The organism is Actinoplanes sp. NPDC051861 (assembly GCF_040681145.1).
Lineage (GTDB): Bacteria > Actinomycetota > Actinomycetes > Mycobacteriales > Micromonosporaceae > Actinoplanes.
The window spans coordinates 85568-97476 of record NZ_JBFAYE010000028.1 but is presented as its reverse complement, the minus strand read 5'-3'; the positions used below and the strand labels follow the sequence as shown (position 1 = coordinate 97476).

Sequence of the window (11909 nt, the reverse complement as noted above, 5' to 3'; positions counted from 1 at the left end):
GTTCGCCACGTAGAGGGCGTCCGCCTTCGCCTGGTAGGTCTCGCTGGTCATCAAGACCGCGTTGTTACCGACAGAGACGGCACGGCAGTAGTACGGCTGGTAGGGACTAGTACCCCTACGAACTTCGTACCGGATCACGTCCGGTACCTCCTATTCACTTGTCCCGCCCCCCGGAAGCGCAACACACGCCCGCGGGACTGGAAGGCACTTTAGCAGCACCGCAAGGGTCAAACGATGTTCAGCGACCCTCCACTTCGTACGTGTGTCTAGCGTCACCCGACACCGGGGCTACGGCTGTGACCAGCGCCAACGGCAAGTTTGTTTACAGTCCGAGTCGGAGCAAATCGACGCGCTTCCGCCGGTTCGGGGACCTACTGAGACCAGAAATGAGACCACACGAGAAAACGCCCGGTGACTCACTCGGAGTCGCCGGGCGTTTACCCTGCTAGATGGCGGTGGCGGCGGGATTTGAACCCGCGGAGGGCGTAAACCCTCACACGCTTTCGAGGCGTGCTCCTTAGGCCACTCGGACACACCACCGGGAAGTACGTTACCGGACGCGCGAGGACGCCTACCACCGGGTTACCCATAACCCGGCACCACCGTCCTGAACTGGCAAGATCGGCGGCATGGACAAGCGAGACGGAGAGCTGGCATGAGCGTGCACATCGGTGGCAAGCCGGGCGACATCGCCGAGCGGGTGCTGCTGCCCGGCGACCCGATGCGGGCGAAGTGGATCGCCGAGACGTTCCTGGAGGACGCGGTCTGTTACACCGAGGTCCGCGGGATGCTGGGCTTCACCGGCACCTGGAAGGGCGAGCGGGTCTCGGTGCAGGGCTCCGGCATGGGCATGCCGTCGGCCTCGATCTACACCCACGAGCTGATCAACGAGTACAACGTCAAGTCCGTGATCCGGATCGGCTCCTGCGGCGCCCTGGCCATGGACCTGAACCTGGGCGACGTGGTGGCCGCGATCGGTTCCGCCACCGACTCCAACATGAACCGCGCCCGCTTCGACGGCCTGATCGACTACGCGCCGGTCGCCGACTTCGGCCTGCTGCGCACCGCGGTCGACGTGGCCGAGGCCCATGGCGTACCGATCCGGGTCGGCCCGATCCTGGCCGCCGACGCCTTCTACACCGACCGGCCCGACCTCTACGACTCGCTGGCCGACTACGGCGTACTCGCGGTCGAGATGGAGTCGGCCGCCATCTACACGATCGCCGCCCGCTACGGCGCCAAGGCCCTGACGATCCTCACGGTCAGCGATCACATCAAGCGCGGCGAGGCCATGGACTCGGCGCAGCGCGAGCGGGGCTTCAGCAACATGGCGCGCATCGGCCTGGACACGGCGATCGCCTAGCTGAGCGCATCGGCATCAGCCCACTTCACGCGCCCCCACCCCGCAACATTGCGTGTGGAGTTGGGGTGCGGAGCGGGGCCGAACTCCACACGCCGGGTTGGGGCGGGCACGGACATTGCGTGTGGAGTTGGGGTGCGGAGCGGGGCCGTACTCCACACGCCGGGTTGGGGCGGGCACGGACATTGCGTGTGGAGTTGGGGTGCGGAGGGGGGCCGTACTCCACACGGAAGGGGGTTAGCGGAAGAAGGTGCGGAGGAGTTGGGCGCACTCGGTCTCGAGGACGCCGGAGTAGACCTCGGGGCGGTGGTTGAGGCGGCGGTCGCGTACCACGTCCCAGAGTGAGCCGACCGCGCCGGTCTTGGGCTCCCAGGCTCCGAAGACCACGGTTGCCACCCGGGCCAGCACGATCGCGCCGGCGCACATCGTGCACGGCTCCAGGGTGACCACCAGCGTGCACCCGTCCAGCCGCCAGGTGCCGAGCTCGGCCGCGGCCCGGCGCAGCGCCAGGATCTCGGCGTGCCCGGTGGGGTCGCCGGAGAGTTCCCGCTCGTTGCCGGCCGCCGCCAGTTCGGTGCCGTCCGGCCCGAGCAGGACCGCGCCCACCGGGACGTCGTCGGGCGAGGCGGATGCGACGGCGAGAGCCCGCCGCATCCACTCCTCGTGCCGTGCGCGACGGTTCACGCCTCGCGCAGCTCCTCCATCTCGTCGCCGCAGCCGATCCGCTGGCAGATCTCGGCCGTGACGTCGGACGGCAGCATGCCCTCCATCCCGCAGAGGGCGAGCAGCCGCTGTGAGGGCACACCCAGGTCACCGAGCAGCTCGGCGTCACCGACCGGATCGGCGTCCGGCTCGGCGGCGGTGCCCTCCTCGTCGTCCTGGGCGGCCAGGTCGTCGAGCCCGAGCGCCGGTGCCTCCACCTCGCCGAGCAGCACCGATCCGATCCGGGACTCGTCGGCGAACCCCGAGTCCGAACCGAAGACCCGCAGATCCTCGCCCTCGTCGAGCCGCAGGATCGCAAGGTACTCGTCGTCGCTCTCGACGAACAGCAGCGCGAGGTCGGAGTCCGGCTCGGCATCGCGGAGCGCGTCCACCACCTCGTCGATGTCGGCTAGGCCCGAAAGGTCCAGCTCCGTCGCCGTCCATCCGGATTTGGCCCGGGCGACGGCGGCAGCGAAAATCGACACGATTCCCCCAACGCGACTTTTATCTCTCAGCGCCTGACGGTAGCGGGTAGTACGGCGGGTGCATCGCGCCACGCCTGAACAACGGGTATTCCGCCGCGCGAGCAGGCGATCGGCGTGAGCCTGCTCAGTTACCCGGACGGCGCCGGGTGGCGATCAGCTCACGCAGCCGTATGCCGCGCAGGCGCTGCGACGGGTCGGTCTCGCGTGCGGATTTCGCATGGGCGAGAGCCGCCAGCAACTCCAGACGGCGACGGCAGCGATCGGGGTCGAGCCGTTGCGGCGAGGGGGCCATGATGCCGAGCGTGCCGAGCCGTACGACGTTCGTCAAGGGTCGATGGACACTTCGGCAGAGCCACTCCCGACGGCTACCGAAGCGGTACGCCAGGTGTCCGTAAGAGCTGGTCAAAGTCGGACAATCACCACAGCGGGAAGTCGTAGGTCTCGATCCAGCGGAGCGCTGTGAAGCCGAGCGCGACGGAGAGGCCGAGACCGCTCGCGACGGCGACGCCGACGGCCACCCCGCGGTCGCCGAGGAGCGTGAGGACGCCGGCGACGAGCCAGGCGCTGACCGCGGCCAGGATCGTCCACCACGCGTACGACGCGAGGTCGCGGCCGAGGCTGCCGAACAGAATGAACCAGAGGGTGGTGGCGGACAGGCCGCTCAGCACCGGCAGGGACGCAACGGGGTACGGCTCGCGGTAGACCGGCCGTGACGGCAGCACCGCGAACGACGGCTCCGGCGGGTGAGCGGGCGGAAGGTAACCGGGCGGCGGCGCGGGCCAGGAACCCTGCCGGTCAACCATCGCGCGTCCCCCTCGAAACCCGTCGGCCCCTTCCCTTGCAGCGTAGCCACCGTAACCGCCCGCGCGGCCGTCGATGCGGGCCTGCGCCGATCGCGAGCTTCTGTCAGGATGTCGCGGTGCGTTTTCTCCGTACCCTCTCGGGTCTGACGATCGCGGCGGTCTGCCTGGCCGGCTGTGGTGACACCGGCGGGTCCTCGGCAGCCTCCACCCCGCAGTTCGTGGAGCCCGCGGGGGCCACCGCGTCGTCCGAGGCCACGACCGCCGCACCGGAGCTGTCGACCGAGGCGGTGCCGGACCCCGGAGCGGCGGCCGCCAAGCCCAAGCCCACGCCGACGAAGCCGGGCAAGCCGTCGACCGTGCCGAAAGCGGTGAAGTACGCCTTCCCGGTCGACGCCTCGAACGTCGACTGGCACACCACGCACGCGAAATACCCGGCGACCGACATCTTCGTGAACTGCGGTCAGCGCTTCGTCGCCACCACGGCCGGTGTGGTGCTCGAGGTGAGCCTCACGGACGAGTACGTGAAGGGCAGGCCGGACGGCCCGCTCAACGGCGGCCTCTCGGTATCGATCCTCGGCGACGACGGCGTGCGCTACTACGGGTCGCACCTGAGCAAGGTGCAGACCGGCATCAAGCCCGGTGTCCGCGTCAAGGCCGGTCAGCTGCTCGGGAAGACCGGCAAGACCGGTAACGCCAACAACGTCTGCCACCTGCACTACGGCATCTCACCGCCGTGCGCGAAGACCGGCGACTGGCAGGTGCGGCGTGGCGTGATCTGGCCCGCGACCTACCTGAAGTCGTGGCGCGCCGGAGGTTCGAAGAGCCCGGTCTCCGAGGTCAAGTCCTGGAAGGCCAAGAACAACTGCAAGGCCTAGAGTCGTGCCCGTGAGAACGGCTGTTATCGGACTTGGCCTGATCGGCGGCTCGCTGTTGCGGGCTCTCGCAAGAGCGGGACACGACGTCGTCGGCTTCGACGCCGACCCGCCGACCCGGGAGCTGGCCCGTGCGGCCGGTCACCGGGTCGCCGATTCCGTCTCGGCGGCTGTCGAGGGGGCCGACGTGACGGCTCTGGCCGTACCCTTGCCGGTCCTGCCGCAAGTCCTCACCGACCTTGCCGGACAAAACGGCCTGGTCACCGACGTCACCTCGGTCAAAGGCCCGGTGCGTGAGCTGATCGCCGCGCATGGCGTGCGCGGGTTCGTCGGCGGCCATCCGATGGCGGGCAAGGAGACCTCGGGGTTCGCCGCGTCCGATCCGGATCTCTTCGCCGGCTGCGCGTGGGTCCTCTGCCTGGAGCCGCACGAGACCGACCTGGGCGACTGGCTCACGCTGGCCGGGCTCTTCACCGTGCTGGGCGCCCGCGTCGTCCCGGTCACCTCGGCCGAGCACGACACAGCGGTCGCCCGGATCAGTCACGTGCCGCACCTGTTCGCCTCCGCCCTCGCCGCACAGCTGGCGGGAGATCCGCTGTCCGCCGCGCTCGCCGCGGGATCCTTCCGGGACGGCACCCGCGTGGCCGCGTCCCGCGCCGAGCTGACCGCCGCGATGTGCGGTGGCAACGCCGGCGCGGTACACCGGGAGCTCCGCCGCCTGATCGGTGACCTGGAGGAGTTCGCGGATCGGCTGGAGTCGCCGGACCCGGTCGCGGCGCTCGTCCCGCCCCTGGCAGCCGCCGGTGACCTGCGCCGCGCGTGGCCGCCGGCCCCCGGCGAGCCGGAGACGATCAAGGCCGAGGTCGACCCGCTGCTGGAGCTCGGACGGTCCGGCGGATGGGTGACGGCGGTGCACGACGGCGAAGTTGTCGCATTGCGGCCAGAAAGTGGCCGCAAGCTCTCCTAACGTGAGGGGTGACGAAGACACCCACCGAAGGAGTTCGGATGCCCGGCCAGGTCGCACCCATCGCCGACGAGCAGTCGGGTCTGCTCGCCTACCTCGCCCAGATGCGTCACGTGCTGAAGCTGACGGCGTACGGGCTCACCCCGGACCAGCTGCGTGCCACACCGAGCGCCAGCGCGCTGAGCGTGGGCGGGGTGATCAAACACGTCGCGTCCACCGAGGACAGCTGGTTGGCGATCGTGCGCGGTGAGGAGCGGCCGGTCGACTACCAGGCGTACGAGGACAACTTCCGGCTCGCCGACGGGGAGAGCATCGACGACGTGTTCGCCCGCTACGACCGGATCGCCGAGGAGACCGAGAAGACGGTCACCGGCCTCGCGAACCTCGACCACCCGGTGCCGATCGACCACTCGGTGCCGTGGAACCCGAAGGACCACGACTTCTGGTCGCTGCGCTGGGTGCTGCTGCACCTGATCCAGGAGACCGCGCGGCACACCGGGCAGGCGGACGTCATCCGGGAGTCGGTGGACGGCGCCACGGCGTACCCGTTGATGGCCGCCGCGGAGGGCTGGCCGGACACGCCGTGGCTCCAGGCCTGGAAGCCCGCCGTCTAGGGAGTCTCGCCGCGGTCGACGCGGATCACCCGCCGGTCCGTGACGATCGCGGTGACCAGGTCGAACGGGGTGATGTCGAAGGCCGGGTTCACCGCGTCGCCGTACGCGGTGATCTCGGCCGCCCCGCGGTCCTCGATCTCCACCCGGTCGCCCGACGGGGTGTCCAGGTCGACCGTGGACTCCGGCGCCACCACGAGGAACGGGATGCCGGCCCGCCGCGCGCCGAGCGCGTGCGAGTACGTGCCGATCTTGTTGATCACGTCGCCGTTCGCGCAGATCCGGTCGGCACCGAGGATCACCGCGTCCACCTCGCCGCGAGCCATCAGGAACGGGCCGGCCGAGTCGACCGCCACCCGGTGCTCGATCCCCCACTGGGCCAGCTCCCAGGAGGTCAGCCGGGCGCCCTGCAGCAGCGGCCGGGTCTCGCTGGCGATCACGCCGGCCAGCCGGTCACGGCGGTGCAGTTCGCCGACCACGCCCAGGGCCGTACCGATGGTCACCGTGGCGAGCCCGCCGGTGTTGCAGTGGGTGAGCAGCCGCGGGCGGGCGCCGCACAGCTCGACGACCAGGTCGGCGCCGAGAGCGGCCATCGCCTGCGACGCCACGATCTCCTCGTCGCGGATCGCGAACGCCTCGGTGAGCACCGCCTCCGGACCGTGCGGCAGCAGGTGGGCGGCCCGTTGCGCGCCGCGGGCCAGGTTCACCGCCGTCGGGCGAGCGCTTTCTATCTTGCGTACGGCGAGATCGAGCGCCGCCGGATCATCGATGTGCACGCGGGCCGCCAGCGCCACCCCGAACGCGCCCGCCACGCCGAGTGCGGGGGCGCCGCGTACGGCCAGCGACTGTATCGCCGCGACCAGCTCGCCCACCGTGTGCAGCCGCAGGACGCGCAGCTCGCCCGGCAGGGCCGTCTGATCGATGATCTCGACGGCCCCGTTGACCCAGTCGATCGTCCGCATCAGCGATTCGCCCGCTCGTTGATCCGTTTGAGGATCGACTCGAGGGTGTCGCGGCTCTTGCCGATCGTGTCGCTCGACCAGCGCTCCTTCAGCGTGACCGTGGACCCGTCGTGCAGGTTCAGCTCGGCGTTGATCGGCACCGCCTTGAGGATCCGCGCAGCCGCCATGTCCTCGTACGCCACGAACCGGTAGTGGTGCGCCAGCACAGCCGGGTCGTTCGCCGCGAGCAGCTGGCCGATCCGCTTCTCACCCTCGCCGGTGTCCTTCGGCGCGGGCACGAAGACCAGGCCGCGGTCGAGCAGGATGACGTCGCTCTCCTGGTCGTCGACCTTCACGTTGGCGAGCGCACCGATCACGTCCGAGCCCTGCGCGCCGGCCCTGGTCTCGATCACCCGGGCCGCCTCCACCTGGACGCCGAGCAGGGAGAGCTGTTCGCGGGCCCGGTCCAGCGTCTCCGGCGCCACGGCCAGCTTCGCGATCTCGGTGAAGTCGACCGTGTCGCCGTGGCGGCCGATCAGCTTCGCCGGCTCGGACCAGGAGTGCCGCCAGGTGACGGCGCCGGATCGTACGGCGGCCAGCGTGATCAGGTCGTCCATCGGGTCGGCGAAGGCCAGGGGCGCCTCGTACCGGCTGCGGTCCGGGTAGAACTCGCCGGCCAGCTCGGCCAGCCGTCCCGCGGCGACCAGCTGGAACACCTCGGCGAGACCGGCCTCGCCGACCCCGAGCAGCCGGGCCACCGAGCGGAACACCCGGTCGGCGCGGCGCTGCTGCACCGCGATCAGCGACGCGGCGGTGAAGTCCGCCCAGGGCAGCACGGTCCGGGACCCGAAGTTGACCACCGCGGCCTGCAGTTCGAGGCCGGCGCCGTCCAGCCGCGGCAGCAGGACCGAGGCCGGCCGCTGGTCCAGCGGGTGCGACACCGGCGGAAGCGCGCGCATCGCGGCGATCCGGTCGCCGGTCGCCGGGTGGGTGTCCCAGCGCGAGGTCTCCTCGTCCGGCTCCTGCTCGCGCAGCTCGGCCAGCTCGGCGGTGCGAGCGGTGTACAGCTCGCGGAAGCCGCCGAAGATGTCGTCCGGCGCGTACCCGATCTCCCAGCCGTACGCGACGTAGCGTCCGAAGTAGAAGTTCCAGGCGGTGTCGACGACCGGGATCTCACGCATCGCGCTGACCGCCGCCTCGACACCGGCCACGCGGACCGAGACCTGGTCGGCCTCGAACTCCTGTCGCCGCGTGACGGCGTTGCTGACCAGCAGGTACAGCCGGCCGTACCCCTTGAAGACCCAGCCGAAGACGTTCCACTTGCCGACCCGGCTGAGCGTCTCGTGCATGGCCACCCGCCCCCGGTACGCCACCGCGGAGAGCCGGGTGTGCGAGCCGGAGTAGTGACCCAGCTCGTGAGCGATCACCGAGCGCATCTGGTCGACGGTGAACGTCTGCAGCAGCGGCATGCCGAGGTAGAGCCGACGGCGGCCGCTCACCAGGCCGAGCAGCTGGGTGTCCTCGCTGACCGCAGCGTTGACCTCGGGGACGAGCCGGATCTCGTCGGGCGCCCGGGTGCCGGCCGCCACCGCCATCTCGCCGACCGTCCGCCACAGTTCGGGCGCCTGCTGCGGGGTGAGCCGCAGGCCCTCCGGCTCACCCGGCTTGGCCCGGATGGCGCGCCAGAGACCGGCCACCACCGCGCCGACCGCGACCAGCAGCACCCAGCTCAGCTTCGCCGCGCCGGCGCCGTTCAGGTGCGTCCAGATCTCGTAGAGCAGGAACCCGACGACCGCCAGTTGCACCAGGCCGAGCACGTAGAACCCGACCAGCATGGCGACCGAGACGGCCGCCCGCAGGGCAGTTGACATGGCCGTTTTCCCTCCCCGTTCCTCCCCGCCCGGCCGGGCGGCCGTCGGAAGATACCGACTTCGATATCGGCCCGGCAAGAAGGCACCTAGGCTGATCACATGGCTTCGAGTCGTGACCCGGTCGCCGATCTGCGGCGTATCGCCTTTCTGCTGGAACGGGCGAACGAGGCGACCTATCGGGTGAAGGCGTTCCGGTCGGCGGCGACGGCCGTGTCCCAGACACCGCACGAGGAACTCGTCTCCCGCGCCGAGGCCGGCACCCTGGCGAAACTCTCCGGCGTGGGCGAGGTGACCGCGCGCTGCGTCACCGAGTCGCTCGCCGGTGAGGAACCGGTCTACCTGCGGCGGTTGACCAGCACCGAGGGCACAGACCTGCCGTCGGCGGCGGCCGACCTGCGCGCCGCGCTGCGCGGTGACTGCCACGTCCACTCCGACTGGTCCGACGGCGGGTCGCCGATCGAGGAGATGGCGCTGGCTGCCGCCGACCTCGGCCACGAGTACTTCGTGCTCACCGACCACTCGCCCCGGCTCACCGTGGCCCGCGGCCTCACCGCCTCCCGGCTGCGCCGCCAGCTCGACCACGTGGCCCGGCTGAACGAGGCGTTGCCGGAGGGCTTCCGGATCCTCACCGGCATCGAGGTCGACATCCTGGAGGACGGCTCACTGGACCAGGAGGACGAGCTGCTGGCCCGGCTCGACGTGGTGGTCGGCTCGGTGCACAGCAAACTGCGCGACGAGTCGCCGCGGATGACCCGGCGGATGGTCACCGCGATCGCCAACCCGCACCTCGACATCCTGGGGCACATGACCGGCCGCAAGGTGGCCGCGGCCGGGGCCGGCGACGCCGCGCACTCCCGTGTGCGCACCCGTCCGCCGAGCACGTTCGACCTGGACCGAGTGATCGCCGCCTGCCTGGAGCACGACAAGGCCATCGAGATCAACTCACGGCCGGACCGGCTGGACCCGCCGAAGCGGATGCTCACCGTCGCGGTCGAGGCCGGCTGCCGGTTCAGCATCGACACCGACGCGCACGCACCCGGCCAGCTGGACTGGCTCGACTTCGGCTGTGGACGGGCGGCGCTGTGCGGCGTCCCGGCGGACCGTGTGGTCAACACCTGGACCGCCGACCGGCTGCTCGAATGGACCGGCTCGCACGGCTGAAATCAGGCAGCTCGTTGCCCGTTCCGTCCCGTAGTGTCGGCGAGGTGGGACGAATTGACGAACTCGCCAACCGATACGTCGATGAGTGGGCCGAGCTCAACCCGACCGGCGCGACCGCCGTCGGTATAGCCGGCCATGACGACAAGACGGACGACCTCTCGCCGGACGGCTTCGCCGCGCAGGCCGAGTTGCTCCGCCGCACCATCAACGACCTCGACGTGATCGAGCCGGAGCACGAGTCCGGACACGTCGCCAAGGAGGCGATGCTGGAGCGGCTCGGCCTGGAGCTGGCCCGGCTGGACGCGGGCTACACGGCCACCGAGGTGAACGTGATCTCCAGCGGCCTGCATGGCCTGCGGATGGTCTTCGACGTCATGCCCTCCGAGGGCGAGGAGGCGGTGGCCAACATCGCCGCCCGCCTCAACGCGATGCCCACCGCCCTCGATCAGTACAGGCGGACGCTGCTGGAGGGTGCCCGCGACGGGCAGGTCAGCGCGCGGGCGCAGCTGCTCGCGGTCGCCGAGCAGTGCGACGCCTGGACCGACCCGGCACGGGACGACTTCTTCGGCGGCCTGGTCGGCCGGTTGCAGGCCTCCGGGGCGCTCGCCACCGAGCTGCGGCGCGGCGCCGACGCGGCGACCGCCGCCACGGCCGCGTTCGGTGTCTTCCTGCGCGACGAGCTGGCACCGCTCGGCCGGGAGAAGGAGGCCGCCGGGCTGGAGCGGTACGCACTCGCCTCTCAGTACTTCCTCGGCGCCAAGATCGACCAGTTGGAGACGTACCACTGGGGGTTCGACGAGCTCGACCGCCTGGAGCGGGAGATGCGCGCCGTCTCGGCGGTCATCGCCGGATCGGGCGCGACGGTCGACGAGGCGGTCGCGACGCTCGACGCGGATCCGGCTCGCAACATCGGCAGCAAGGAGGCGTTCCGGGACTGGATGCAGGCGCTCTCCGACCGGGCGATCAGCGAGCTGAACGGCACCCACTTCGACATCGAGCCGCCGGCCCAGAAGCTGGAGTGCTGCCTCACCCCGACCAGCGACGGCAGCATCTACTACACCGGGCCGAGCGAGGACTTCTCCCGCCCGGGGCGGATGTGGTGGGCGGTGCCGGAGGGACAGGACGTCTTCTCCACCTGGCGCGAGGTGACCACCGTCTATCACGAGGGCGTGCCGGGCCATCACCTGCAGGTCAGCCAGACCCTGCTGCGCGCGGACACCCTCAACCGGTGGCAGCGGCTGCTCTGCTGGTGCTCCGGGCACGGCGAGGGCTGGGCCCTGTACGCCGAGCGCCTGATGGACGAGCTCGGCTACCTGACCGATCCGGGTGACCGGCTCGGCATGCTGGACGCGCAGGCGCTCCGCGCGGTCCGGGTGATCGTCGACATCGGCATGCACCTCGAGCTGGAAATCCCCCGGGACAACCCGTTCGGCTTCCACCCCGGCGAGCGGTGGACACCGGAGCTGGGCTGGGAGTTCCTGCGGGCGCACACCCGGCAGCCGGAGGAGGTGCTCCGCTTCGAATGGAAGCGGTACCTGGGGTGGCCGGGGCAGGCGCCCTCGTACAAGGTCGGCGAGCGCATCTGGATGCGGGCGCGGGACGAGGCAAAGATCCGAAAAGGTAGTGATTTCGACCTCAAAAGCTTCCACCGAGCGGCTCTCGATCTCGGCTCCTTGGGCCTTGATCCGCTTCGGAAAGCACTAACCAGGATTTGAGTCATTCGGCCTCTCCGTGCCGAAAACGGGACGGAGAGGCCCGCTATTCCGTATTTGATTCACTACTTAGAGTAATATGCTGCCTCTACGCAATTGCGTGACCACTTTCCGCAATGGCGAGTTGCCCAGACGTAACAAATCCGAAGTAGATCTCATATTCACGTCCCGCCCACGGTCCGGATACGATCCTCCGCGGCACTCGACACTCACACCCGACACCGGCGTGGGCTGGGCTTAGCCACGGCCCACGCGGACGTACAGCCGAGTCGGCAGTGCCGCGTATCCCCCGATCAGCCGAGAGAACTCTGACCCTTGGAAAGGGGTTTTCTGAGGTTTTCTCGGATAGATTGACCCGGATCGGTGCGCCCGCATGGCTACTGTCCGTAGCCCCCCAATGGCCCATCGCGTGTGCATGGCGGAGGAC

General features: G+C 70.1%; 12 protein-coding genes and 1 tRNA gene. 6 read left to right on the top strand and 7 right to left on the bottom strand.

What is annotated here, in order from left to right; genetic code table 11:
- Positions 1 to 450: 450 nt before the first annotated feature.
- Positions 451 to 540, bottom strand: a tRNA-Ser gene (locus tag AB0M02_RS42195).
- A gap of 115 nt (positions 541 to 655) precedes the next feature.
- Between AB0M02_RS42195 and deoD the strand changes: the two genes are divergently transcribed.
- Entirely contained in the window at positions 656 to 1363 is a 708-nt protein-coding gene (gene deoD / locus AB0M02_RS42190; RefSeq protein WP_364238068.1) for a purine-nucleoside phosphorylase, read from the top strand.
- A 234-nt stretch (positions 1364 to 1597) separates the two neighbouring features.
- On the opposite strand, the gene AB0M02_RS42185 is transcribed toward deoD, so the two are convergent.
- The 4 genes from AB0M02_RS42185 to AB0M02_RS42170 form a co-directional block, all read right to left on the bottom strand.
- Positions 1598 to 2044, bottom strand: coding sequence for a nucleoside deaminase (locus AB0M02_RS42185; RefSeq protein ID WP_364238066.1), 447 nt, complete (start codon positions 2042 to 2044; stop codon positions 1598 to 1600).
- Positions 2041 to 2547: a tRNA adenosine deaminase-associated protein gene (locus AB0M02_RS42180; RefSeq protein WP_364238065.1), complete on the bottom strand. Its 507-nt coding sequence runs from the start codon at positions 2545 to 2547 to the stop codon at positions 2041 to 2043. Before AB0M02_RS42180 ends, AB0M02_RS42185 begins: the two co-directional genes overlap by 4 nt.
- 124 nt (positions 2548 to 2671) lie before the next feature.
- Entirely contained in the window at positions 2672 to 2875 is a 204-nt protein-coding gene (locus tag AB0M02_RS42175; RefSeq protein WP_364238063.1) for a hypothetical protein, read from the bottom strand.
- Positions 2876 to 2963: 88 nt separating this feature from the next.
- A complete protein-coding gene (locus AB0M02_RS42170; RefSeq protein ID WP_364238061.1) occupies positions 2964 to 3350 on the bottom strand; it encodes a hypothetical protein in 387 nt (128 codons plus the stop codon).
- A 116-nt stretch (positions 3351 to 3466) separates the two neighbouring features.
- Between AB0M02_RS42170 and AB0M02_RS42165 the strand changes: the two genes are divergently transcribed.
- Genes AB0M02_RS42165 through AB0M02_RS42155 form a run of 3 tightly spaced genes read left to right on the top strand, consistent with a single transcriptional unit; the run spans position 3467 to position 5800 of the window.
- Entirely contained in the window at positions 3467 to 4225 is a 759-nt protein-coding gene (locus AB0M02_RS42165; protein ID WP_364238059.1) for a peptidoglycan DD-metalloendopeptidase family protein, read from the top strand.
- Positions 4226 to 4235: 10 nt separating this feature from the next.
- Positions 4236 to 5189 (top strand): prephenate dehydrogenase/arogenate dehydrogenase family protein, encoded by a 954-nt coding sequence (locus AB0M02_RS42160; protein WP_364238058.1) that lies wholly within the window; start codon positions 4236 to 4238, stop codon positions 5187 to 5189.
- A 38-nt stretch (positions 5190 to 5227) separates the two neighbouring features.
- Complete coding sequence (locus tag AB0M02_RS42155; RefSeq protein WP_364238056.1) at positions 5228 to 5800, top strand: DinB family protein; 573 nt, start codon at positions 5228 to 5230, stop codon at positions 5798 to 5800.
- On the opposite strand, the gene mtnA is transcribed toward AB0M02_RS42155, so the two are convergent.
- Positions 5797 to 6759 (bottom strand): S-methyl-5-thioribose-1-phosphate isomerase, encoded by a 963-nt coding sequence (gene mtnA / locus AB0M02_RS42150; RefSeq protein ID WP_364238055.1) that lies wholly within the window; start codon positions 6757 to 6759, stop codon positions 5797 to 5799. The genes AB0M02_RS42155 and mtnA overlap by 4 nt on opposite strands.
- The gene (locus AB0M02_RS42145) at positions 6759 to 8609 is read right to left on the bottom strand and encodes a M48 family metallopeptidase (protein WP_364238054.1); all 1851 of its coding nucleotides are present in this window, start codon (positions 8607 to 8609) and stop codon (positions 6759 to 6761) included. Before AB0M02_RS42145 ends, mtnA begins: the two co-directional genes overlap by 1 nt.
- 99 nt (positions 8610 to 8708) lie before the next feature.
- Between AB0M02_RS42145 and AB0M02_RS42140 the strand changes: the two genes are divergently transcribed.
- Both AB0M02_RS42140 and AB0M02_RS42135 read left to right on the top strand, forming a co-directional pair.
- Positions 8709 to 9770: a PHP domain-containing protein gene (locus AB0M02_RS42140; protein ID WP_364238053.1), complete on the top strand. Its 1062-nt coding sequence runs from the start codon at positions 8709 to 8711 to the stop codon at positions 9768 to 9770.
- Positions 9771 to 9814: 44 nt separating this feature from the next.
- Positions 9815 to 11485: a DUF885 domain-containing protein gene (locus AB0M02_RS42135; protein WP_364238052.1), complete on the top strand. Its 1671-nt coding sequence runs from the start codon at positions 9815 to 9817 to the stop codon at positions 11483 to 11485.
- The last annotated feature ends 424 nt before the right edge of the window (positions 11486 to 11909 follow it).